The sequence below is a fragment of the Pseudomonas sp. Sample_9 genome (genome assembly GCF_004307535.1).
Lineage (GTDB): Bacteria > Pseudomonadota > Gammaproteobacteria > Pseudomonadales > Pseudomonadaceae > Aquipseudomonas > Aquipseudomonas mercuritolerans.
Window position 1 is genome coordinate 1 of sequence record NZ_RAZO01000485.1, and the last position, 24,675, is coordinate 24,675.

The 24,675-nt window shown below is 61.2% G+C and carries 21 protein-coding genes; 15 read left to right on the top strand and 6 right to left on the bottom strand.

All coding sequences use genetic code 11. From position 1 onward, the window contains the following. The 11 genes from eat to D6877_RS27525 form a co-directional block, all read left to right on the top strand. A partial coding sequence (gene eat, locus D6877_RS27475) for an ethanolamine permease (protein ID WP_130912718.1) occupies positions 1-1,263 on the top strand: 1,263 nt, incomplete at its 5' end. A 52-nt stretch (positions 1,264-1,315) separates the two neighbouring features. Continuing rightward, positions 1,316-2,710, top strand: coding sequence for an ethanolamine ammonia-lyase subunit EutB (locus tag D6877_RS27480; RefSeq protein ID WP_130912719.1), 1,395 nt, complete (start codon positions 1,316-1,318; stop codon positions 2,708-2,710). A gap of 5 nt (positions 2,711-2,715) precedes the next feature. Then, positions 2,716-3,540 (top strand): ethanolamine ammonia-lyase subunit EutC, encoded by an 825-nt coding sequence (gene eutC / locus D6877_RS27485; protein WP_130912720.1) that lies wholly within the window; start codon positions 2,716-2,718, stop codon positions 3,538-3,540. Positions 3,541-3,655: 115 nt separating this feature from the next. Beyond that, positions 3,656-4,117 carry a GNAT family N-acetyltransferase gene (locus D6877_RS27490; RefSeq protein WP_130912721.1) on the top strand — a complete coding sequence of 154 codons (462 nt, stop codon included), beginning with the start codon at positions 3,656-3,658 and terminating at the stop codon, positions 4,115-4,117. 259 nt (positions 4,118-4,376) lie between these two features. Beyond that, positions 4,377-5,027, top strand: a complete 651-nt coding sequence (locus tag D6877_RS27495; protein WP_016773001.1) for a DedA family protein — start codon at positions 4,377-4,379, stop codon at positions 5,025-5,027. Between the two features lie 4 nt (positions 5,028-5,031). Further along, positions 5,032-5,844 (top strand): zinc-dependent peptidase, encoded by an 813-nt coding sequence (locus D6877_RS27500; protein ID WP_130912722.1) that lies wholly within the window; start codon positions 5,032-5,034, stop codon positions 5,842-5,844. 112 nt (positions 5,845-5,956) lie between these two features. Further along, positions 5,957-6,484, top strand: coding sequence for an inorganic diphosphatase (ppa, locus tag D6877_RS27505; protein ID WP_003205933.1), 528 nt, complete (start codon positions 5,957-5,959; stop codon positions 6,482-6,484). 319 nt (positions 6,485-6,803) lie between these two features. Then, on the top strand, positions 6,804-7,550 hold the full coding sequence (locus tag D6877_RS27510; protein ID WP_073475694.1) for a S24 family peptidase: 747 nt from the start codon (positions 6,804-6,806) through the stop codon (positions 7,548-7,550). Positions 7,551-7,974: 424 nt separating this feature from the next. Next, positions 7,975-8,214, top strand: a complete 240-nt coding sequence (locus D6877_RS27515; RefSeq protein WP_039761862.1) for a type II toxin-antitoxin system RelB/DinJ family antitoxin — start codon at positions 7,975-7,977, stop codon at positions 8,212-8,214. After that, the gene (locus tag D6877_RS27520; protein ID WP_041477706.1) at positions 8,204-8,500 is read left to right on the top strand and encodes a type II toxin-antitoxin system RelE/ParE family toxin; all 297 of its coding nucleotides are present in this window, start codon (positions 8,204-8,206) and stop codon (positions 8,498-8,500) included. Before D6877_RS27515 ends, D6877_RS27520 begins: the two co-directional genes overlap by 11 nt. A gap of 148 nt (positions 8,501-8,648) precedes the next feature. Then, positions 8,649-9,734 carry a macro domain-containing protein gene (locus D6877_RS27525; RefSeq protein WP_125918227.1) on the top strand — a complete coding sequence of 362 codons (1,086 nt, stop codon included), beginning with the start codon at positions 8,649-8,651 and terminating at the stop codon, positions 9,732-9,734. 45 nt (positions 9,735-9,779) lie between these two features. Here the strand turns inward: D6877_RS27525 and D6877_RS27530 are convergent, their stop codons facing one another. Genes D6877_RS27530 through D6877_RS27555 form a run of 6 tightly spaced genes read right to left on the bottom strand, consistent with a single transcriptional unit; the run spans position 9,780 to position 19,962 of the window. Next, positions 9,780-10,592, bottom strand: a complete 813-nt coding sequence (locus D6877_RS27530; protein WP_130912723.1) for a DUF2135 domain-containing protein — start codon at positions 10,590-10,592, stop codon at positions 9,780-9,782. 3 nt (positions 10,593-10,595) lie between these two features. Further along, positions 10,596-12,215: a DUF2300 domain-containing protein gene (locus D6877_RS27535; protein ID WP_130912724.1), complete on the bottom strand. Its 1,620-nt coding sequence runs from the start codon at positions 12,213-12,215 to the stop codon at positions 10,596-10,598. Position 12,216: 1 nt separating this feature from the next. Then, complete coding sequence (locus D6877_RS27540) at positions 12,217-16,791, bottom strand: alpha-2-macroglobulin (RefSeq protein ID WP_130912725.1); 4,575 nt, start codon at positions 16,789-16,791, stop codon at positions 12,217-12,219. Continuing rightward, a complete protein-coding gene (locus D6877_RS27545; protein ID WP_130912740.1) occupies positions 16,788-17,438 on the bottom strand; it encodes a DUF1175 family protein in 651 nt (216 codons plus the stop codon). The genes D6877_RS27540 and D6877_RS27545 overlap by 4 nt, the downstream gene beginning before the upstream one ends. Continuing rightward, positions 17,423-19,135 carry a DUF2138 domain-containing protein gene (locus tag D6877_RS27550; RefSeq protein WP_130912726.1) on the bottom strand — a complete coding sequence of 571 codons (1,713 nt, stop codon included), beginning with the start codon at positions 19,133-19,135 and terminating at the stop codon, positions 17,423-17,425. Before D6877_RS27550 ends, D6877_RS27545 begins: the two co-directional genes overlap by 16 nt. A 35-nt stretch (positions 19,136-19,170) precedes the next feature. After that, a complete protein-coding gene (locus tag D6877_RS27555; RefSeq protein ID WP_130912727.1) occupies positions 19,171-19,962 on the bottom strand; it encodes a DUF2135 domain-containing protein in 792 nt (263 codons plus the stop codon). A gap of 277 nt (positions 19,963-20,239) precedes the next feature. Here D6877_RS27555 and D6877_RS27560 point away from each other — a divergent pair, with 277 nt between their 5' ends. From D6877_RS27560 to dxs, 4 genes are all read left to right on the top strand, one after another. Then, positions 20,240-21,373 (top strand): Fic family protein, encoded by a 1,134-nt coding sequence (locus tag D6877_RS27560; protein WP_130912728.1) that lies wholly within the window; start codon positions 20,240-20,242, stop codon positions 21,371-21,373. 105 nt (positions 21,374-21,478) lie between these two features. After that, positions 21,479-21,721 carry an exodeoxyribonuclease VII small subunit gene (locus D6877_RS27565; RefSeq protein ID WP_016772991.1) on the top strand — a complete coding sequence of 81 codons (243 nt, stop codon included), beginning with the start codon at positions 21,479-21,481 and terminating at the stop codon, positions 21,719-21,721. Next, entirely contained in the window at positions 21,718-22,605 is an 888-nt protein-coding gene (gene ispA, locus D6877_RS27570; RefSeq protein ID WP_130912729.1) for a (2E,6E)-farnesyl diphosphate synthase, read from the top strand. The genes D6877_RS27565 and ispA overlap by 4 nt, the downstream gene beginning before the upstream one ends. 91 nt (positions 22,606-22,696) lie before the next feature. Further along, positions 22,697-24,595 carry a 1-deoxy-D-xylulose-5-phosphate synthase gene (gene dxs, locus D6877_RS27575; protein WP_130912730.1) on the top strand — a complete coding sequence of 633 codons (1,899 nt, stop codon included), beginning with the start codon at positions 22,697-22,699 and terminating at the stop codon, positions 24,593-24,595. Positions 24,596-24,675: the final 80 nt, after the last annotated feature.

Sequence of the window (24,675 nt, forward strand, 5' to 3'; positions counted from 1 at the left end):
GGTGGCTGGGGCGGCATGTTTCTCGCCACGCTGCTGATGGCGACCATGTACCTGTGCATGTGCTTTTCCCTGGCCGAATTGTCCTCGATGATTCCCACCGCTGGCGGCGGCTACGGATTCGCCCGCAGTGCTTTCGGGCCGTGGGGCGGGTTTCTTACCGGCACCGCGATCCTCATCGAATACGCCATCGCCCCCGCTGCCATCGCGGTATTCATCGGCGCCTACTGCGAGTCGCTGTTCGGTATCGGCGGCTGGATGATCTATCTGGCGTTCTACATCATCTTCATCGCCATCCACATTTTCGGGGTCGGCGAAGCGCTCAAACTGATGTTCATCATCACCGCCGTCGCTGCGCTGGCGCTGGGGGTGTTTCTGGTGGCGATGGTGCCGCACTTCGACGTCGCCAACCTGCTCGACATCCCGGTGACCACTGCGGTCGGCGCCAGTGCGTTTCTGCCGTTCGGCTATGTCGGCGTATGGGCGGCGATTCCCTATGCGATCTGGTTTTTCCTCGCCGTCGAAGGCGTGCCGCTGGCCGCTGAAGAAACCAAAAACCCCAAGCGCGACCTGCCGCGTGGCCTGATCGGGGCGATGCTGGTGCTGCTGATGTTCGCCCTGCTGATTCTGATCGTCGGTCCCGGCGGCGCCGGTGCAAATTCGCTGCTGACTTCGGGTAACCCGCTGGTCGAAGCACTGAGCAAGGCCTACGGTGGCTCGACGTGGATGGGCAGCTTCGTCAATCTCGTCGGTCTGGCCGGACTGATCGCCAGCTTCTTCTCGATCATCTACGCCTACTCGCGGCAGATCTTCGCGCTGTCGCGGGCCGGTTACCTGCCGCGCAAACTATCGCAGACCAACAAGAGCAAGGCGCCGGTGCTGGCCTTGGTGATCCCCGGCATCATCGGTTTCGGTCTGTCGCTGACCGGTCAGGGCGACTTGCTGATTCTGGTCGCGGTGTTCGGCGCTACCATTTCCTATGTGCTGATGATGGCCGCGCACATCACCCTGCGCATCCGTCGCCCCAAAATGGACCGGCCGTACCGCACGCCGGGTGGCATTTTCACCTCGGGTGTGGCGCTGGTATTGGCGTGCATCGCCGTGGTGGCGGGCTTCCTCGTCGATCCACGGGTGGTGATCGGCGCGGCGATCATCTATGGAGTGTTAATTGCTTACTTTGCTTTCTACAGTCGGCATCACTTGGTAGCGGGCACGCCGGAAGAAGAATTCGCGGCGATTCAAAAAGCTGAACAAGCCTTGCACTGATTGTCGAAAACCACGGCGCAGACCCATTCTGCGCCGTCACGGAGAACGCTGAATGGCCAGTTTTGCTCACACGGTCGGCGCGCAGACTTACCGCTTCGACAGCCTCAAAGACGTCATGGCCAAGGCCAGCCCCGCCCGCTCGGGGGATTTTCTCGCCGAGATCGCCGCGCTCAACGACGGCGAACGGGTGGCCGCGCAAATGGCCCTGGCGGACATCCCGCTCACGCACTTCCTGCAAGAAGCGCTGATTCCTTACGAAGCCGATGAAGTTACCCGGCTGATCATCGACACCCACGACAAACAAGCCTTCGCCGTGGTCAGCCACCTCACCGTCGGCGGCTTTCGCGACTGGCTGCTCAGTGATGCGGCGGACGAAACCAGCCTGCGCGCCCTCGCCCCCGGTTTGAGCCCGGAAATGGTCGCCGCCGTGTCGAAGATCATGCGCGTGCAGGATCTGGTGCTGGTCGCGCAGAAAATCCGCGTGGTCACCCAATTTCGCGGCACCCTCGGTTTACGCGGGCGCCTGTCGACCCGCCTGCAACCCAACCACCCGACCGACGAGCCGTCCGGCATCGCCGCGAGCATTCTCGACGGCCTGCTCTACGGCAACGGCGACGCAATGATCGGGGTCAACCCGGCCACCGACAGCATCGCTTCGATCTGCGCGATGCTGGAGATGCTCGACGCGATCATCCAGCGCTACGACATCCCGACCCAGGCCTGCGTGCTGACCCACGTCACCACTTCGATCGAGGCGATCAACCGTGGCGTGCCGCTGGATCTGGTGTTCCAGTCGATTGCCGGTACTGAGGCAGCCAATGCCAGTTTCGGCATCAACCTCAGCGTGTTGCAGGAAGGCTACGACGCCGGGCTCAGTCTCAAGCGCGGCACCCTCGGGCAGAACCTGATGTATTTCGAAACCGGTCAGGGCAGCGCGCTGTCAGCCAACGCCCACCACGGTGTCGACCAACAGACCTGCGAGACAAGGGCCTACGCCGTGGCGCGACATTTCAAGCCGTTCCTGGTGAACACCGTCGTAGGATTTATCGGCCCGGAGTACCTCTACAACGGCAAGCAGATCATCCGCGCCGGCCTTGAAGATCACTTCTGCGGCAAGTTGCTCGGCGTGCCGATGGGCTGCGACATCTGCTACACCAACCACGCCGAAGCCGATCAGGACGACATGGATACCCTGCTGACGTTGCTCGGCGTCGCCGGGATCAACTTCATCATGGGCATCCCCGGCTCCGACGACATCATGCTCAATTACCAGACCACTTCGTTTCACGACGCCTTGTACGCCCGCCAGACCCTGGGCCTGAAACCGGCGCCGGAGTTCGAGCAGTGGCTGGCCAACATGGGCATCTTCACCCAGGCGGACGGCAAGGTTCGCTTCGGCAACAACCTGCCGCCAGCCTTCCGCCAGGCTTTGGCGCACTTGGGATGAGTCTTATGGAAAAACCACCGGTCGATCCGCAAAACCCGTGGCTGGAACTGCGCCGCCTGACCCCGGCACGCATTGCCCTGGGCCGCACCGGCACCAGTCTGCCGACGCGGGCGCAGCTGGATTTTCAGTTTGCCCACGCCCAGGCCCGCGATGCCGTGCACCTGGCCTTCGATCACAGCGAAATCAGCGCACAACTGAGCGAGCGCGGGCGGGAAACCCTGGCGCTGCAAAGCGCCGCGCCGGACCGACACACCTATCTGCAACGCCCGGACCTGGGACGCAAGCTCAGCGATGAATCGGCGCAGACCTTGCGCGACTACGCCAGCCAACATCCGGGCGGGGTCGATCTGGTGATGGTCGTCGCGGATGGCCTGTCGGCGCTGGCGGTGCATCGCCACACCCTGCCGTTCCTGACGCGCCTGGAAGAACAGATGAGCGGCGACGGCTGGTCCGTGGCGCCGGTGGTGCTGGTGGAACAGGGCCGCGTCGCTATCGGTGACGAGATCGGCCATCTGCTCGGGGCGAAAATGGTGGTAATGCTGATCGGCGAGCGCCCGGGCCTGAGTTCGCCGGACAGCCTCGGGCTGTATTTCACCTACGCGCCGAAGGTCGGCCTGACCGATGCGTATCGCAACTGCATTTCCAATGTTCGGCTTGAAGGCCTGAGCTACGGCATGGCGGCGCATCGCTTGCTGTATCTGATGCGCGAGGCCTGTCGGCGCCAGTTGTCGGGGGTCAATCTGAAGGATGAAGCTCAGCTGCACACGTTGGAGGCGGACGACGCTGTGGACATGAAAGGCAATTTCCTGCTCGATCCACCGCCAGCCTGAACCGTTTCCGCATTGCCTTTCTGCGCTGCTTTCAGGCAGGATCGACGCACGGCCGCCCGGGTTTCCCATCGCCGTCAGAGCAGTTGAAGACAGCCACTTGAAGACGAGACCTATCATGCGGATTATTCAAGCGACCCTCGAACATCTGGATTTGCTGACTCCTTTGTTCGTCAAATATCGCGAGTTCTACGGCTCCCTGCCTTACCCGGATTCCTCCCGCGCGTTCCTCGAAAAACGCCTGCGCCGCAAAGAGTCAGTGATCTATCTGGCCCTGGCCGACGATGATGACAAGAAACTCATGGGCTTCTGCCAGCTCTATCCGAGCTTTTCGTCGCTGTCGCTCAAACGGGTGTGGATTCTCAACGACATCTACGTTGCCGAAGATGCGCGCCGGCAACTGGTCGCCGACAACCTGATCCGCACTGCAAAGAAAATGGCCAAGGAAACCCAGGCCGTGCGCATGCGCGTCTCGACCAGCGCGAACAACGAAGTGGCGCAGAAAACCTACGAATCGATCGGCTTCAAGGAAGACACCGAGTTCAAGAACTACGTACTGCCGATCAGCGAAGAACTCTGAATCCAAAAGATCGCAGCCTTCGGCAGCTCCTACAGCGGAACGCGTTCCAATTGCAGGAGCTGCCGAAGGCTGCGATCTTTTGAGGGCTGACAATTGTTCACACCACGACATTCCCCGCTACAAAACCGGCGCGCTTTTCAGCGGTCAGACCGTATAATCCCGTTCTTTCCGGCTTGTAAGAAAAACTACACCCCGCTGTAGGCTTACACGAAGTCATCCGCACAGGCCTGCCGAGTCGGGCCGTCATACAGGTGCCCCCATGGATTTCAACCCGCTCGACCTTATCCTGCATCTCGATGTGTACCTCGATTTGCTGGTGAACAACTATGGGCCATGGATCTACGCCATCCTGTTTCTGGTGATCTTCTGTGAGACCGGTCTGGTGGTGATGCCATTCCTGCCGGGTGACTCGCTGCTGTTCATCGCTGGCGCAGTGGCAGCCGGCGGTGGCATGGATCCGGTGCTGCTCGGTGGCCTGCTGATGCTGGCGGCGATCATGGGCGACAGTACCAACTACGTGATCGGACGCACGGCCGGGGAGAAGCTGTTCAGCAACCCGAACTCGAAAATCTTCCGTCGCGATTACCTGCAAAAAACCCACGACTTCTACGACAAGCATGGCGGCAAGACCGTGACCATGGCGCGTTTCCTGCCGATCATCCGCACCTTCGCGCCGTTCGTCGCGGGCGTGGCGCGGATGCCGTACCCGCGTTTCTTCGGCTTCAGCGTGCTCGGCACCATCCTCTGGGTTGGCGGTCTGGTCACCTTGGGTTACTTCTTCGGCAACGTGCCGTTCATCAAGAAAAACCTCTCTCTGCTGGTGGTGGCAATCATCCTGCTGTCGCTGGTGCCGATGATCATCGGCGTGGTGCGCAGCCGGTTCGGCGGCACCAAAGTGCAATCGCACTGATCCGATGTGGTCACTGAGCGCCTGGCGACGCCGGCGCCTCCTGGCCAAGCACCCGATTGCCGACGACCTGTGGCAACGGGTGCGCCACCAACTCTCCTTCCTCGATGGCATCAGCGCTGCTGAAGACCAGTGGTTGCGCGAAGCCTGTGTGCTGTTTCTCGACGACAAACACCTGACCGCCCTGCCCGGCGTCGAACTGCATCAGGAACAGCGCCTGCTGCTCGCCGCCCAAGCGCAGTTGCCGTTGCTGCATCTCGGTGATCTGAATTGGTACCAGGGTTTCCACGAGATCGTGCTGTACCCGGATGACTTCCTCAGCCCGCAACGTCATCGCGATGCCAGCGGCGTCGAGCATGAGTGGGACGGCGAACACAGCGGTGAGGCCTGGCAGCAGGGGCCGGTGATTCTCGCCTGGCCCGGCGTACAGGCCAGCGGTGGCTGGGAAGGCTACAACCTGGTGATCCACGAACTGGCGCACAAGCTCGATATGCTCAACGGCGACGCCAACGGCCTGCCGCCACTGCACACCGACATGCGCGTCAGCGACTGGGCTGAAGTGATGCAGGCGGCCTACGACGACCTCAACCGCCAGCTCGACCACGATCCAGACGCCGAAACCGCCATTGATCCCTACGCCGCCGAGAACCCGGCGGAGTTCTTCGCCGTCACCAGCGAATACTTCTTCAGCGCCCCGGATCTGCTGCATGAGGCTTATCCACAGGTCTACTTGCAACTGCAGCTTTTCTACCGGCAGGATCCATTGGGCAGACTGCGGCAACTTCAGGCCACAGACCCGGTCTATCAGGCGCACGACTAAGCTCTGCACGACTTCTGGTACGTGGCGTCGGCGTAGGAATGTGCCTATAATCGCCGCCACTTTTTGGTCAATCCGGCCAAGTGTTTTTGGTCAACTACGGGGGCAACGCCCAATGAGCTACAGCAAGATTCCGGCTGGCAAAGACCTGCCGAACGACATCTACGTCGCGATCGAGATCCCGGCCAACCACGCGCCGATCAAATACGAAATCGACAAAGACAGCGATTGCCTGTTCGTTGACCGTTTCATGGCCACCCCAATGTTCTACCCGGCCAACTACGGTTACATCCCGAACACCCTGGCTGACGACGGTGATCCCCTGGACGTGCTGGTCGTGACCCCTTACCCGGTTGCTCCAGGCTCGGTAATCCGCGCGCGTCCAGTCGGCATCCTGAACATGACCGACGACGGCGGCGGCGATGCCAAAGTCATCGCAGTGCCACACGACAAGCTGTCGCAGCTGTACGTCGATGTGAAGGAATACACCGACCTGCCGCCCCTGCTGATCCAGCAGATCGAGCACTTCTTCGCGAACTACAAGGATCTCGAGAAGGGCAAGTGGGTCAAGATCGAAGGCTGGGCCGGTGCAGACGCTGCCCGCGAAGCGATCACCAAGTCGGTTGCCGCCTACAAGGGCTAAGCCATTGCGCTTTGCGTGACGCTTGAAGAAAACCCCGGATTTCCGGGGTTTTTTGTTATTGGCGTCTGCATAATCGACTAGGTTTTTCAGCTCGATGTAACTCGAAATACACCTTGGTCGGCCCCCTCTCCCTCCGGGAGAGGGTTGGGGTGAGGGCTCTTGAAAAAGCCCGGGTAAACAAACCGTTTAAATTCCTACATGCAGTTTTAATCTGTTTAATTTCCCACAAGTACGTCTTACATCCCGTCGCAAAATACAGGCTTTTTTTGAACGCCCGGTTTATTCAAACCGCTCTAGTCCGGCCGTAGACTCCGTGTTTATGAGAAAGAACACTAGCGGTCCACGATTCAAGGCACTCCTGGAAGCAGCGAACATCAGCACCACGGATTTCGCAAGGTTCTGGGGCACGGAAGCCCAAAACGTTCATAACTGGTACACCCGGGGCGTCCCGGCGTATCGCATGGAAGAAGTCTCACGCCTGTTGTCGGTCAATAGTGAATGGCTGAAAACCGGGGAAGGCGTCAAGGAGGTCGCGCGCCTGCACCCACCCGCCAGCAATGGCGACACGTTCGATGCCCAGTCCATCTGCGGCGTCTACACCGTCATCAACCCCAGCGACATTGACCTGGCATTTTTCAAGGAAACCCCGATCGCCAACGGCGACGGCAAAACCCACGTCATCCTCGACCCCGACCAATCCCTGCGCCTGCCCCGCGCCCACCTCGATCAACTCGACATCCAGCACGCCAACGCCATCTGCGCGCACATGATCGGCAACAGCATGGCCGATCGCATCGAAGACGGCTCCATTGTCGCCATCGACCGTGGCCTGACCCAGGTCGTCGACGGCGAAATCTACGCCGTAGAGCACGACGGCATGCTGCGCATCAAATACCTGCACCGCATGCCCGGCAATGGCCTGCGCATGCGCAGCCACAACAGCGCCGAATACCCCGACGAGGTGTTCCGGCCGGCGCAGATCGAAGAGCAGCGGATTCACATTCTTGGCTGGGTGTTCTGGTGGTCGACACTGGGCAAGCGCCGGCCGGTGGTGCCGTTTCTGTAATTGTTTGCCAAAACCTGTGGGAGCGGGCTTGCCCGCGAAGAGGCCCTGACAACCGGTACAAATCCCGAGTTTGTACCGCTTCAGTCGCTCTAAACCGCACTCGAGGCTGGGAATCCAGAGCAAAACTCAGTATCCTGCGCCCCACATTCGCGCATCGACCCGCCCAGCGGCTCGGATGACGCCCGACGCGGCAGACCAACGTCTGACCAAGTCCCACAGCCGGACGCAGATCCGGATGTACGTTTTGAAGGCTGGCGCGGTTTACCAAAAATAAACCAAGCCAGTCCCCGAGAAGCCGGCCACAAGCCGGCTTTTTAATGCCTGCAAAAAGGCTACGCCTACCGTCCGGAACTTGAATTCTCACTTGTCGAGAACGCGATCCCCTTGTTACCGTAACGACAACCGTCATTACAGGTATCCCATCATGGCTTCCATCAACATCCGCATCGATGATGATCTGAAACAGCGCTCATTCGCAGAACTCGAAAAGCTCGGCGTCACGCCGTCGGAGCTTCTGCGCCAAACCCTCCAATATGTAGCAGAGCGAGGCAAGTTACCCTTCAAAGCGGCGCTGCTCAGTGAAGAGGATGAAGCGCTGATTGCCGTAGTCACCGAACGTCTCGCATCCCCTCAGCGGGTCAAGGTGAGTCTGGATGACTTATGAGCTTGAGTTTGATCGACGTGCGTTAAAAGAGTGGAACAAGCTGGGCGATACAGTTCGCCAACAGTTCAAAAAAAAACTGGCTGAGGTCTTGGAGAATCCTCGAATCGAAGCCAATCGGCTTCGCGAGCTACCAGACTGCTATAAAGTGAAATTGAAAAGCGCCGGTTATCGCTTGATCTATCAGGTACTTGATCACGAAATCCTGGTGTTCGTGGTCGCCATAGGCAAACGTGAGCGGGAGGCAGCCTACGAGGTTGCGCAAGATCGCTTGCCATCCCGGACCTGATTTCGAAACATCCCATTTGCCGGACGCACGCCGCCGAGGTGCAAGTGCTGATCATTTGTAAAAAGTACAACGCGTACACCCTCAGAAGCAGACATCGCACCCAGAGCCTGACGTTGCCTGTCCATGCGCGTCCCAAATGGTATTTCCAATGATCAGATTCACCCAAGGCAACCTGCTGGAAGCCAAAACAGAAGCCCTCGTCAACACGGTGAATACCGTAGGCGTGATGGGCAAGGGCATCGCATTGATGTTCAAAGAGCGCTTTGCGCAGAATTACCGCGTGTATGCAGCGGCGTGTAAGGCCGGGGAAGTAGAAACCGGCAAAATGCATGTGACTGCCACCAACGAACTCGACGGCCCTCGCTGGATCGTGAATTTCCCCACCAAGCGCCACTGGCGGTCGCCGTCGCAGATGGCATGGATCACCGAAGGTTTGCATGACCTGCGGCGGTTCCTGCTTGAAAACGATGTGAAATCCGTTGCGGTTCCACCGTTAGGTGCTGGTAACGGCGGTTTGAAGTGGCCTGACGTCCGTGAACAGATTGTCGAAGTGTTGGGAGATCTCGATGCTGATGTCTTGGTGTTCGAGCCGTCCAATCAGTATCTGAATGTCGCCAAACGCGCGGGCGTAGAAAAGCTCACGCCAGCCCGGGCGCTTATCGCCGAACTGGTTCGTCGCTACTGGGTTTTAGGCATGGAGTGCAGTCTGCTGGAGATTCAGAAGCTCGCCTGGTTTCTTGAGCGCGCTATCGAGCAGCTGCCAGATACCGAGAACCCTCTGAACCTGAAGTTCGTCGCACATAAATATGGCCCATACGCCAACCGGCTTGAACACCTGCTTGATAACCTCGATGGCAGCTATCTGCACTGTGACAAGCGCATCAGCGACGCAGGCATTAATGATGTGATCTGGTTTGATCAAGATCGCAAAGCGTTTTTACAAACGTATCTCAAGACTGAGGCCAAGGCATATTCGCAAGCGTTGGAACGTACGGCTCAACTGATTGACGGTTTTGAATCGCCATTCGGTATGGAGTTATTGGCCACGGTCGATTGGTTGTTGAGCCAGGAAGGGGTATCTGCGACTGTTCCAGCGCTACGCGAAGCATTGAAGCATTGGGAGGGTGGCGCCGGTGCTGCGGCTCGCAAGAGCAAACTGTTCGATGATCAGGCCCTTGATATTGCGCTCAAGCGCCTGACATCCAGTACTTTCCGGCCTGGATTAGCGGCCTGAAAGACGCTCGATAAAATTGGGCAGCAACCTGCTGCCCGATTTCCGTCACGGATAACTGAACGACTTCACCAACGTCAGCTCTCCCGCCGTCCGCATCGGCACTACAAACGTCTCCATCTTCTCGCTCGGCGTGCCTTCTTCAGTAATCACCGTCACCTGCGCCGTGGTCAGCGCCTGCACCGCTTCGTCCCCACCTCCATCATCCCCGCGATACCCGCCGCCGTAATAATTCACGTAGACCAGATACTGCCCCTTGATCGGCGCGGGCATGGCGGCGATCTCCGGGCCGTAGCCGGTGGTGACGTCGACGTCGAGGGCGGCGCCGTTGGGTGCGACGCGGTTGCCGTACCAGATGTGGGCGCCGTCGGGGGTTATCAGGTGGAGGTCGAGGTCGGTGCCGTCGCTGTCCCAAGCCAGCAGGACGCGCAGTTTGGCCGGGGTGGCGCCGCCGCGGGCGTTGAGGAATTGCGTACGGTGGCGTTGCTGGCCGTCGGCGCTGCGCACTTCGACGCTGTTGCTGCCGTTGGGGAAGGAGAACGGGCGATCGAAGCCGCCGGCGGGGTCGATTTTCAGCGGCATGCTGACGCCGTTGACGATCAGGCGGCCGGGTTCGTTGTTCTTCGGCACGGCTTTGATCTGGCCGCTGATTCTGGCGGTATTGGCCTGGCCAAGCGGTGTGTTGACCGACGAGGCCGGGTAGTTGACGGTCTGGCGAAAGCTCTCGCCCTCGCCTTGCGGTGCGCCGCTGCGCCAGCCGCCCACCGGGGTGTCGAGTTTGACGCCATCGGCGGCGAATGCTTGCGGCAGCACGTTGAGGGCACAGAGCAGCAGCAAGACCTGTGGATAACGGAGTGTCATGGTCTATTCCAGCAAAAGGTGACGGGCGAGCCCTTCGATGTAGGTTTCATCCTGGCCGTTGGGGTGTGCTTCGAAGGCCAGGTGCAGATATTCGTGGGTCAGGTCGAGGCGATCCTGCAGGCTCAGCACGCCGCGCACGTAAATCCGCTGGCGTTCGCGGTCAACGAAGGGCCGGCCGAAGGCGAGTTTGCATACGGCGAAAGTGCTGACTTCGTTGTAGCCGGTTTCGCTTTCCAGCGTCGGACGCCAGCCGCGTCGCTGCTTTTGCAGCCAGTCTTGCGCGGCGGGCAATGCTTCGCAGGAGGCGACCGGGTTGTCCCAGCGGCTGAGGCTGGCGCGTGGATAGGCGTGCAGCAGAATCGCGTCGTAGCGCTGGCCGGCGTTCGCTTGCTCGACGGCTTGCTGCCAGGCGAGTTTGTCTGGGCCGGGCTGGTCGGAGTGATAGGTGACGGTGCTGCCAGCCATTACCAGGTCCGCCGTCCACGCCGCGATGTTGCGTGACTCGGCCGAGGCTGGACGCGGGGCGACGCGCTGGCGATTGCTGCTGTCGTCGATGCTCAGGCAATCGCCGTTGCGCGTGGCGTTTTGCAGCAGATAAGTGCGGATCGCTACGGCCAGCGCCTTGGCGGCTTCGGCGGGTTGCGGTTTGGCTTCGCGCTCAAGGACACGGGCGACATATTCTTCGCGATCAAGCCTTGCGACGAGTTTGTCGTTGAGCAGAAACAATTCGCCATCGCTGTGGATGTCCAGCGCATTGCCGTTGGCGAATTCGACGCGGTAATCGCCGCGCAATGGCCCGGACGTGGCAACACGATCCCCGGCCAGAACTGTCGAAACCGGGTATTTCGAAAACAGCCCGACTTCCACACAACGCCCCGCGTCTGCTGGCCACGCCGTCGGCAACACGCTGGCCAGCGCCTGACCGTAATGACGCAGGACCATCTGACTGGTGCCGCGCCCGCCCGCCCAGATCGGCGCGCCATCAGTGGTCCAGCCAGCGAATCCGCCTTGTCGCGATTGCGCATCCTGGTCGCCGAGCCAGCTCCAGGTTTTCACCCGCAAACGCCCGCCCAACTCGCCGACGACATTGCCGTCCGCCGCGTTCAGCACGACATCGAGCAGCACGCGGCGCATCTGTTCCTGCGCTGGCAGCAACGCCAGAACGCTCAATAACTCGGCAACCGAAACCCTTGTTGCCGGTTGCACGGCTGGCAAATCCAGCAACCACGACGGCGCCTGCCGCGCCTGCCAATACGCTCGCCAATCCGTCGCTGCAATGCCCAACCGCGCCGGTTCGAAATACAGACCGCAGGACTTCACCAGTGCCTGATCCCGCTCGATCTTGCCGCCCGCCGAGCAGCAATAAACTTCTTCTTTGGACTGCCCGCGACATTCATACGCCGGTTCCTGTGCACCGGTATCCACCAGCCACGCGTAGACGAACAACTTCCACAGACTGCCCAGCGGCGCATCCAGCGACGCTGGCAACGGTTCGCGCTTGATCAGTTGCGTCTGACTCAACGACAACAACTCGCCCTGATAGGCCACGCGCAACGGCTCGTCCTGCGCTGTCGCCAGCGCAGGCATCACACCCATCAGCAGCCACAACAGCGGCCGGCGCATGTCAGTTGACCGTGACCTGACCGAGGGCGGCTTTCGCCTCCTGGGCCTGATGCTGCGGCGCATACACCTGCTTGAAGCGTACCGGTGGCAGGTTGAACTGGCCCTTCTGCGAGAAGCGCACCAGATGACGCAGGCGCAACTCACCGCTCAATGCATCGACCGGCACCGCGTAAGCCAACTGACCCGGTTCGAAACGCGCCTTCTCCAGCGCGGTCGGTTCGGTGCCGTCCTTGCCCTGCAACTTGATGCCCCACGTCGTGCGCTCGACATCCGCGCCCGGTGGCAGCGGCACTTCAAGCATGCCGTAGCGCAGCGGTTTCGGCGCTTTGCTGGTGAGGATCACCTCGTCCAGGTACAGGCTGTCGCTGGACAACGGTTTAGTGCCGACCGGCTCGAGTTTGAAGGTGAACGCTTCGTCGCCCGGCACCAGACGCGACAGGCGCCGGGTGATGGTCACGGCCATCGGATCGACCTGCGGCTGTTGGGTCTGGAAGCTCAGCGCTGCACGCAGCGGCCGCTCTTGCGTGCCGGACACGCTCAGCACATTCGGCAGCGGCGTCGCACCTTGCCATGTCCAGTACATCTCGCCGCTGGCGCCGTAGTTTTTCTTCCAGCCCTCACCCGGCATCAGCGCGATGGTCGGCGAGGCCTGAGCGATGCTGCGTTGCAGCCAGGTCAGCGCCAGTGCACGTTCCAGTGTCGATTGCTGCGCCAACAGACGTTGCAACAACGCCGTCGCCCGGGCCTGATCAAACGGTTGCAGCGACAGGTTCAGCGCTTCGACGAAGGGCTGCGAGCTGACCGCCAGACGTTGTTGCGCTGCGCCCAGTTGACGATTGAATGCCTCCGGCAAAGCAACTTTCGCCTGCGTGGCCAACGATGCAGTGAGTACCCGCGCCGCCGCCAGACCAAGTGCCGAATCCGGGTCGTTCATCACCAGACTGTCCTGGCCGTCGTCGAGCAAGGTTTCGGCAGCGCCTTCACCGGCCTTGGCCAGATCGTCGATCAGACCGCTGAGCAGCGTGTTCACTGGCAACTGCATCTGTTTGGCGAACGACAGAATCAGCGCCCGTTGCAGCAATGGCGTATTCGGCGCTTGCTTGGCGTACACCTCCAGCACCCGCTGCCAGTGCTCCGGCGGCAGGGTCAGGTCGAGTACGCGGCTGGCGTTCCAGTCGGCGTAATAGGCATAGGCGGTGAGAAATGCATCCGGCTCGCCGTCGTAGCCCCACCAGGTGAAGCTCGCAGACGGCCCGGCCATTTGCACCAGACGCAGACGGCTGTTTTGCATGATCAGGCGCAAGCGATCGCGAATCTGCGGATTCGAGGCCAGCGATGGATAAGCGATGCTTAGCGGCAGCAAGCGACTGGCGGTCTGCTCGACGCCGCCGTACGGGTAGCTGAGCAGATCATCGAGGGCGGAACGGAACAGCGCTTGCGGACTGTCATCCAGACGCAGGCGAATATCCGTGGCATCCGCCGGCAAACTCAACGGCGTATCGCCGCTGACCACGTCGAGGCTTTGTGTCTGGGTGACTTGCCAGCCTTCACCGGTGGCACTCAAGCGCACAGCCAGGGCATCGGCGACTTTGCCATCCTGCACCAGCTCCGCCGTCCACTCGCCAGAGGCCAAAGCGAACGCCGGCAGTGGCAGGTAATTGATGCCGCTGTTCAGAGTCACCGGCATACTTTGTTCGTTACCGGCATAGTGAGTCACCAGTTCAGCCTTGACCGGTTTCTCCGCCTGACTGAACGCAAACACGCCCAGTTGCGGCTGATCGCCCTTGCGGAATCTGCTCGGCCCGCTCCACTTCAGGTATAGCGGTTTTTCCGAACGGACAAACTGCTTCTTCTGCCCGACCTGACCGTCATCGGCAATCGCCCGCGCGGTGATGCGCCAGCGGGTCAGCGAGTCGGGCATCTTGAAGGTGAAACGGGTTTTGCCGTCGGCGCCAGTCAACAACTCCGGCTGCCACGCAGCGGTGTCGACGTCTTCACGGCGCGGACGCTCAAGCACTTTCACGCCGCGTTCGCTGCGATTGGCCTTGCCCGGTGCGCCGGGGCTGCCCGGCAATGCCACGTCGTAGCTGATGAATGACAGGCTGGCACTGGTGCGCACGTTGTTGCGCCGCGGATGATAGAAGAACTGGTCGATGCTCGGCGCGACTTCCGGTTGCAGCGCGTAGACCATTTCGTCGACCACGCTGACCGTCAGATGCGCCGGAACCGCTTTACCGGCGAACTGAGTGGTCAGGTCGACCGTGACCGTATCGCCCGGCAGATACACCGCTTTGTCGGTGCTGATCGCCACGTCGATTTGCGGCGCGACCACTTTGATCCCGGCGTTCTGGAAGCTGTACTGACCGCCCTTGGTGTAGAGCACGGAGAAGGTCAGGTTCGGCGCGAAGTTATCCTTCACCGCAATGCGCGCGCGGTATTGGGTGTCGCTGAGTTTTTCCAGCTTCAACCAGTCAGCGCCCTTGGCCAGCAGCGCAGTGGCCTCGACCTTGTCGCGCTCCAGCGATAGCAGTGCATCGCTGACCGGCTCAGGGAAGGTGATCAGCGCCAGCGCTTCTTCGCCCGCCTTGTACTCGGGCTTGTCGAGGACGATTTCCACGGTACCCGGCACCGCTTTCACACCGTCGCCGGTGACCGAGTGGCCGGTGGCGCCGAGGACGCGACCGTGTTGATCCTTCAGCGTCAGGTTGTAAGTGCCCGGACGTTCGAAGGCGAGGCTGAAGCCTTTGTCCGTTGCGGCGAGTTTGCCTTCGCCGGTGCTCTGATCTTCCAGGCGCACCCAGGCGTAGCTGCTCGGCGTTACAGCTTTGCTCTGTTCGGTGCCAGCCTCATTGGCGTAGCTGAAGGCAACCTTGTCACCGACCGCGCTGAAACGCTGCGGCGCGCTCAAGCGGAAACTCGCCGCACCACGGTCGATGAGGATTTCCTTGGTGGTCTTGACCCGATAAGCCGCGCCGTCGCTGGCAAACACAGTGAGCATGTAGCGGCTTGGCTTGTCGGCGGCTGGCAGATCGAGGGTCGCGTTGCCCTTGCTGTCGGTGGTCAGTTCGGTGCTGGTCAGCTCCACCGGAAATTGCCCGAGGTATTGCAGCTCGTTGTCGACCATCGACAGTTGCTGGGCGCGCAGGCTCAGGCTCAATTTGGCGTTGGCCACCGGTTTGCCGTCCGGGTAAAGCAACACCAGACTGCCTTTCACCGGCTCACCGGTACGGTAATCCTGCTTGGCCAGATTCAGCGAGATTTCGAAGTGCGGCTTGATGTATTCAGCCACACGGAAAGCACTGCTGTAGGCCTGATCCTTGTAGTTGAAACGGATCTCGTAACCACCGGCCACGGCGTTATCCGGCAACTGGAAGCGACCCTGCGTACCTGCTTTCGAATCCAGTTTCAGATCGAGGGTCTGCAATTCGGTCCCCGTGGCATCAAGCACGCTTACACTGACATCCGCCGCGCCCGGCAGCACCGAATCACGGGCATTCTTGAACTCGCGACCGACGATTTTCAACGACACCCAATCGCCCGGACGATACAGCGGCCGGTCGGTGAAGGCATACAGTTTGGTGTCGTAGATTTCGCTGTCGTAGTAGAAGTTTTCCGAGACGAACACGCCGCCCTCTTCGTCCTCGCCGATGACGAACGAGCGCTCCGGGCTGACGTGTTTCAGGCGCAGCAAACCATCGGCATCGGTAGCACCGCTGCTCATCACGCCGAGGCCATCGGTCCACAGCACATTGACCTTCGGCACCGAGCTGCCCTCGTGTTTGCGCGCGGCCCAGACCAGCAGTTCATCACCGGCAATCTTGCTCACCGCGACGGTGTTGGAGACGAAAACCATGGTGGTCGCGCGGTACTTGCCGATCAGCGCTTCAACCAGATACAGCCCCGGTTTCAGGTTACCCAGCGGGATGTACACGTTGCCCGGCGCGACGCTGACAAAGTCGCTGGACGAGCCGGCCAGATTGACCCCGGTCGGTGGCTGGATCGGCTTGGCCTGCCACAGTGGATAACGGAACTGGCTGACCACCGGCAGACCCGGGATCAGCGCGAATTGCGGCTGCGCGTCGTACGGCGTCGGCGCGGCCATGGCCTCGCCCATTTTCAGCTCCGGCACTTCTTCTGTGACCTGCTTGCGCGACTCGTAGGAGAACGCACGCTGCATCACCCGCCGGGATTTGCGATACCAGTTGTCCCACAGATAGGCGAGAGTGTTGGACAGACCTTCGCCCTTGAACTGGCCGTCGCTGACGACGCGATGCAGGTTCTTCTGGCGCTTGAGGAAATCCAGCGGCTTGTCGATGCGATATACGCGAATGTCGGCGCCGCCGTACGGCTCCATACGAAAGCGCCGGTAGTCACGACCCGGTGCTTCAAGGCGGACCATCGCCTGCTCGTCGCTGGCAAAACTGCTGTCGGCGAGCAGGAAGAAACTCTCACCGGCGACCGGCGTGTAATTGCTCGGCTCCACCGAGTCTTCGGCGTTGACGCAGGAAAACGGCAGCAACAACGCCAACAGCAAGGAAATTCGCGAACAGATACGCAACATGCGGGCACCGGTCATTGGGAGAGAAAGTTCAGTCGATAGACGCCGATGAAGTTGGGGTTGGCTGCGTCGGGTATCCATCGGGTGTCCTTCCATGTCATGAGTTGCTGCAGGCTTGCCGAACGCATGCCGTTGTCAGTGGGGGTGGTGGTGCCGGTGTGATAGGCGATGTAGCGGCCCATCCAGATCATCAGGTGCTGGTCGTCGCCCTGATCGAAAAACATCAGGTCACCGGGCCGCGCCTGCGACACATCGCGGCCGACCAGATGGCTGTTGAACTGAATCAGTTTGATCGCGTTGACGTACGGGCCGACCTTGCCGCCGCCCTGCTGCCACTGTTGCGCGAGTTTGCGCTGGTCATCTTTGAGCGACAGCTCCGGCGGCAGATAACGATTGGACAGGCCATTGCTGCGCAGCCATTTGTCGTCATGGACTTTCAGCGCTTCGTTGGCGGCAAAGCGCACCAGCCCGGCGCAGTCCTGCTGATACCAGCGCGGGCTCGGACCTTGGCTGAGCTGCTCTTGAGCGATGCGCACAAACCAGGCGCGGAATACCTGGGATTGCGCCGGGTCGAGCGCTGGCGCTTCAACTGCTCGGGCGCCTGCGCTGAGCAACAGCGCGAGCAGGCCGAGGCTGCGGATCAGTGCGGTCACAGCGCTTTCCATTCCAGCGGCAGCCATTGCCAGTGGCCATCCGGCTCACTGCCTTCGGGCAGGGTCAGGGCATATTTGCCGTAACCGCCAAGGGTGCGCAGTTTCGGCATCAGGTAGGTTTGCGCAGCGTTATAAAACACCGGCTCCATGTCCTGCGGCAGGCTGTCGAGGGTTTCGCGCTGCATCAGTTGCGCCATCGCGTCCGGGCCGAAGTAGATCGGCATCAGTACGTCTTTTGGCAAAACGTCGGCCATCGGCGGGAAGCGCTTGTCGAGGGTGCCGAGGGCTTTGTCGACGAGTTTGTCGTCGAGGGAAAACAGCAGCGTCGAGCCGTGACGGGCAAGGCTGACTTTCATGAACGCCTTGCCGGAAATCGCCTCCGGGTTTTCAGCGGTCTTCGCCGCGTATGGCCCGAAACTCGAACTGACCTGACGCTGCCAGACGTGGCTCTGGCCTTCCTGCTTGTCGATCACCGGGAATACGCTTTCGGCGACGTTGGCTTCGAACGCGCCGACCATCGAGCCGAACAATTTGCCCAGATCACCGTCAAGCTTGCTGCTGTCCTCGTCTTTGAGGCTGGCGACCAGCAGCGGTGTGTACAACCGCGAATCGGCGTACCAGCACAGGCCGGCCGCGCCAGCGACGTGTTCGGTCAGCGTTTGCGCAACAGCTTCATCGGCACCGAGCTTGATTAATATCGGTTTCTGCGGCTCGGCCGCCACCGGCAGGGTCACGCAAGCGCTCGCCCCCAACGGCATCGCCTGCCAGACCGGTTTGAAATCGAAGTCCGGCTGGTTTTCCAGCTCATCCATGGCCAGATAGCTGTGCCAGCCCTTGTCGTCCATGTCGAAACGCAGTCCGGCGAAATTCGGGATGAAGCGCTGATAGCTCATGGCGAGCACGCTGGAATTGACCGACAGACGCTGCTTGGTTTCCGGGTTTTTCGCTGGCAAGCCGAACGCTTCGGGGAAAAGCTTTTCACCGTTGAGCAACGCCGCCAGCGCTTGCGCGGAAACGCGGCCCGACTCTTCCGAGACGCCGCTCTCGGGGTCGTAGTACTTGGCTGGATTGGACAGCACCACCAGTTTGTCGCCGCGCGACGCGAACAGCAGTGATTTGCTGGCGTTGTAGCTGAGTTGATACAGCGGCACGTCGTCGCCGCCGACTTTGAGAGTGCCGAAGATGCTGAGCTGGGTGTCATCCAGCGCCACTTTCGCCAACGGCTCGAGCAGCTTGGCCAACCCGCCGCGATCCATCACCAGCAGGAAATCCTTCAAACGACCATCCGCACCACGCCACAGCGCGACGTCGGCAGGCTGATCGAAAAGCTGTTCGATCAGGCTGTCCTGCAACTTCAGGTCATGCTCGTAGATGATCCGGCGCAGGCTGCCGATCAGGCCGAGGCGGTCGGCGTGGGTTTCGTAATAGAAGACGAAATCCTCGGTGAGCGTGGCCTTGAGAAACGGCACCGTCAGCAGGTCCTTGGGCAATTGGCTCAGTGAACGGGTTTCGAGCAAGGCGTCTGGACGGCCGAGGCCGAGCTTGTCACTGGCAAGTGTCGCCGGCGGCGCTTTGGGCTTGAGCAGCAGCCAGCCGAAACCGCCCGCCACACCGGCCACCAGGCACAGGCCGAGCACGACCAGCGGCCAGCGCCGCGAAGGTTTGGCCGCCGGTGTCGCGGCAGCTGGAGTCACAGTGTTATCGCTCATGTTCACAACATCCGAGTTCATCCGTGGCGGGATGCTTAATAGTTGAAAGTCTTGACCAGCAGCAGATCACCGATCGCCCGCAGGGGCACGATGAAGGTTTCGCGTTTTTCGTCGACGGTGTTTTCGTTGAGCACCAGGGTGATCTGCGAGGTGATCACCTCGTTCTGATTGCTGGCTTCCTCGAAGTTATAGCCACCATCGCCGTAGTTGCCCCAATAGTTGACGTAGACCAGATACGTGCCGTGCAGCGGCGCGGTCATGGTGAACATTTCCGGGCCGGGGCCGTCGACGCCATCCGGGTCGAGGCCGCCGCCATTGCTCAACGCCGGCCTTGCCCAAAAGGCATGCTGACCGTCGGGGGTGACAATATGCAGATCCAGCTCGGCTTTCGGGTCGTCCCATCCCAAGACAAGACGAATCTTCGCCGGCGTGCGCAGATTATTTGCTTCATAAAATTGCACGCGCTTGAGCGACTGCCCTTCGGCGCTGATCACTTCAACGCTGTTGGAACCGGCGCCGAAGGCGTAAGGCCGGGCGAAACGCCCATCGTCGTCGGTGTACAGATTCAATGGATTGCCGTTGACGGCGAGGCTGTGCGGCGGACGCATGTGCCCCAGAGCCTTGAGCTGGCCCTGGATCATCGTGCGATTGCGCTGGATGCCGCGATCGATCGGCGGCGTCGGGTAGGCGACCTGCGGATTTTCCGAGCGATCGAGCAGGCCGTGATAACGCCAGCCGCCCACCGGCTCGGACACCTGCGCAGTCGGCGCGGCCCACAGCGCAGGCGCGCAGGCGAGGCCGATCAGCAGCAAAAGAAATGAACGCATGTGACGCCTCCTGCCATGCCTTGAACGAAACCTTGCACCCGATCCTCGGTACTTCACAGCGGTGAACTGCGTTTCGTCTGAATGCCCCGCAACTGTCGGGGCCGTAGAAGCCGCGAAGAGTAGCGATTCGGCAGTTTTTTAACAATCGGATACATGTGTGATTGCTGTAGGAATCGCGCCCTTGGGTAGACGATGAGCCGAATAGCCGGCATATTCGGCTCACCAAATGAGCCGAATAGCGTTTTTATTCGGCTCACGCCTCTATGACAGGTGATCAATGACCGCGCACTGGATCTGGCAACAACCGGATTGGCCCGACTTCAAATGGCAAGCAGATCGCCTCGCCCCGCTGCTGCGCGAGTGCGTGCAGACGCAGGGCCGACTCTTGGGAATGGCCGGCTCAGTGGGCGATTCGATGAGCGCACAGAGCGAGCTTGATGCGTTGCTTCAGAACATCGTCACCTCCTCCGCCATCGAGGGTGAGCAACTGAATGTCGGCTCCGTGCGTTCCTCTCTGGCCCGGCGCCTGGGTCTGGAATGGACTGATCGCGATAGCGTCAGCCAGCGTAGCGAGGGCTTGGCGCAATTGATGCTCGATGCCACCCATGGCTTCGACGAGCCGCTGACTCTGGCCCGATTGCTGGAATGGCACAGCTGGCTTTTCCCCGCTGAGGAAGCGATGTTCAGCGCGCGGTCAATACTCGTCGGTACCTTGCGCGGCGACGAACCGATGCAGGTGGTGTCCGGACGACTCGACCGGCCAACGGTTCACTTTGAGGCGCCACCGCGCCAAGGGCTGGAACAGAAAATTGAGCGTTTTTTGAGCTGGTTCGAAGCCAGCCGCGATCAGGTTTCGCTGGATCCGCTGTTACGTGCTGGCATCGCGCATTTCTGGTTTGTCACTCTGCACCCTTTCGACGACGGCAACGGTCGTCTGGCCCGCACCATCACCGATCTGGCGCTGGCTCAAGGCGAAGCGCAGGCGATCCGCTTCTACGCGATGTCCGCAAGCATTCTCGAGGATCGCGCCGGTTATTACCGGATTCTGGAGTCGAGCCAAAAGGCCACGCTCGATATCACCGAATGGCTGACCTGGTTTTTGCAGACACTGCTGCGTAGCCTGCAGCAAGCCATCACCCGGATAGATTCGGTGTTGGGCAAGACCCGCTTCTGGCAGACGCACCGCGAGTCCGACCTTTCAGCGGAGCAGATCAAAGTGCTCAAGCGCTTGCTCGATGGCGGTGAGCGCGGTTTCGAACAGGGCCTCAGCGCAGGGCAATATCAAGCGGTTGCGAAAGTTTCCAAAGCCACCGCGACGCGGCATCTGGCGGAGTTGCTGGAGAAGGGCTGCCTGCAACGCCTGCCGGGCGGCGGACGCAGTACGCGTTACAAAATCAACTATCCGGATTGAATCGCCGACCGTTATGGAGAGGCTTGGCGACGGCCCGCTCATTTGCCCATACCCCCCCTATCTGCTAGTGTCGCGCCGGTTTAACGTCTACCGGAAATTGCCGCCATGGCCCGCAAAAAAGCTGCACTGGATTTCGAACAATCCCTCGCCGACCTGCAAACACTGGTCGAGCGTCTGGAGAACGGTGAGTTGTCGCTGGAAGACTCGCTGACCGCTTTCGAGCAGGGCATCGGCCTGACCCGTGACTGCCAGGCGGCGCTGGCCCAGGCCGAGCAGAAAGTGCAGGTGCTGCTGGAGCGCGATGGCGAGCTCGCCGAGGAACCCTTCGACGCGGATGAGCCAGAATGATCGCGGCGTATTCGGCGAGCAGTCAGGCCCGGGTCAACGCGGCGCTGGAGACGCTGTTCAATGCGCCGTTGCCGGAACTGGCGCGGCTCTACGAAGCAATGCGCTACAGCGTGATGAACGGCGGCAAGCGCGTGCGCCCGTTGCTGGCTTACGCGGCGTGCGAAGCCCTCGGCGGAAAGGCTGAACAGGCCAGCGGCGCGGCCTGTGCGGTCGAGTTGATCCACGCCTACTCGCTGGTGCATGACGATTTGCCGGCCATGGACGACGACGATCTGCGTCGCGGCCAGCCGACCACTCACAAGAAATTCGACGAAGCCTGCGCGATCCTCGCCGGTGACGGTTTGCAGAGCCTGGCCTTCAGCGCCCTGCTCGACCCGCGCCTGAGCGATTGCAGCAGCGACATCCGTCTGCAGATGGTCACGGCGCTGGCCCATGCAGCCGGTCCGGCGGGCATGGTCGGTGGTCAGGCCATCGATCTGGGTTCGGTCGGCCTCAAGCTCGATCAACAAGCCCTCGAACAGATGCACCGGCACAAGACCGGTGCGCTGATTGAAGTCAGCGTCAGGCTCGGCGCCCTGGCCAGCGGCCGCGCTCAGCCGGATCAGCTTCAGGCGTTGCAGACTTATGCACAGGCCATTGGTCTGGCCTTTCAGGTGCAGGACGACATCCTCGACGTGGAAAGCGATACCGCCACCCTCGGCAAACGCCAGGGCGCCGACATTGCCCGCGACAAGCCGACCTACCCGGCCCTGCTCGGCCTCGACGCGGCCAAGGCCTACGCTCTGGAACTGCGCGATCAGGCCCTGCAGGCGCTGCGACCGTTTGACGCGGCAGCCGAGCCGTTGCGCGAGCTGGCGCGGTATATCGTCGAGCGACGCAACTGACGGCGTATCGGCCAAAAAAGACCAACGCGTGGGCAGGGGGCGATGCATCAGGTAAACTGCCGCATCTTTTATACCTATAACGATTCGCCTGATGCCCACGACGTTTCATGAGATTCCCCGCAAGCGCCCGACCACGCCCCTGCTCGACCGCGCGAACACGCCGGACGGCCTGCGCCGGTTAGGCGAAGCCGAGCTGGAAACCCTGGCCGATGAGTTGCGCCTGGAATTGCTCTACACGGTCGGCCAGACCGGTGGGCATTTCGGTGCCGGCCTGGGCGTGATCGAGCTGACCATCGCGCTGCATTACGTCTTCGACACCCCGGACGACCGTCTGCTGTGGGACGTCGGGCATCAGGCGTATCCGCACAAGATCCTCACCGGTCGCCGCGAGCGCATGGCCAGCCTGCGTCAGAAGGACGGCATTGCCGCGTTCCCGCGCCGCTCCGAGAGCGAGTACGACACCTTTGGCGTCGGCCACTCCAGCACCTCGATCAGCGCTGCGCTGGGCATGGCCATTGCCGCCCGTCTGCAGGACAGCGATCGCAAGGCTATCGCCGTGATCGGCGACGGCGCGCTGACCGCCGGCATGGCTTTCGAGGCGCTCAACCATGCGCCGGAAGTCAACGCCAACATGCTGGTGATCCTCAACGACAACGATATGTCGATCTCGCGCAACGTCGGCGGGTTGTCGAATTATCTGGCGAAGATCCTGTCCAGCCGCACCTACGCGAGCATGCGCGAGGGCAGCAAGAAAGTCCTTTCGCGCCTGCCCGGCGCGTGGGAAATCGCCCGTCGCACCGAAGAATATGCCAAGGGCATGCTGGTCCCCGGCACCCTCTTCGAAGAGCTGGGCTGGAACTACATCGGCCCGATCGACGGCCATGACTTGCCGACATTGATCGCGACGCTGCGCAACATGCGCGATCTCAAAGGCCCGCAATTCCTGCACATCGTCACCAAGAAAGGCAAAGGCTTCGCCCCGGCGGAAGTCGACCCGATCGGTTACCACGCCATCACCAAACTCGAACCACTGGACGCCCCGGCCGCCGCGCCAAAAGCCGCCAGCGGGCCGAAGTATTCGGCGGTATTCGGTGAATGGCTGTGCGATATGGCGGCGGCTGACGCGCGTCTGGTCGGGATCACCCCAGCGATGAAGGAAGGCTCGGATCTGGTGGCGTTCAGCGAGCGCTTCCCCGAGCGTTATTTCGACGTGGCGATTGCCGAGCAGCACGCGGTCACGTTCGCCGCCGGCATGGCCTGCGAAGGTGCGAAACCGGTGGTGGCGATCTACTCGACATTCCTGCAACGCGGTTACGACCAATTGGTGCACGATGTCGCGGTGCAGAACCTCGACGTGCTGTTCGCCATCGACCGTGCCGGTCTGGTCGGCGAAGACGGCCCGACCCATGCTGGCAGCTACGACCTGTCGTACCTGCGCTGCATCCCGGGCATGGTCATCATGACCCCGAGCGATGAAAACGAATTGCGCAAGATGCTCACCACCGGCCACCTCTACAACGGCCCGGCGGCGGTGCGTTACCCGCGTGGCAGCGGCCCGAATGCAGTCATCGAAAAAGATCTCGAAGCGATCGAAATCGGCAAGGGCATCGTCCGTCGTCAGGGCAGCAAGGTCGCCATGCTGGTGTTCGGCGTGCAACTGAGCGAAGCCTTGAAAGTCGCCGAGAAACTCGACGCCACCGTGGTCGACATGCGTTTCGTCAAACCGCTGGATGAAGCCTTGGTGCGCGAGATCGCCGGCAACCACGAGTTGTTGGTGACCATCGAAGAGAACGCAATCATGGGCGGCGCCGGCGGCGCGGTCAGCGAATTCCTCGCCCGCGAGAACATCCTCAAGTCGATGCTGCATCTGGGCTTGCCGGATATCTATGTCGAGCATGCGAAACCGGCGCAGATGCTTGCCGAGTGCGGGCTGGATGAGGCCGGGATCGAAGCGTCGATTCGCCAGCGGCTGGCATTGCTCGACCAATAAACGCAATACCCTTGTGGGAGCGAGCCTGCTCGCGAAAGCGGACTGTCAGTCAAAGACGAACTGACTGATACACCGCCTTC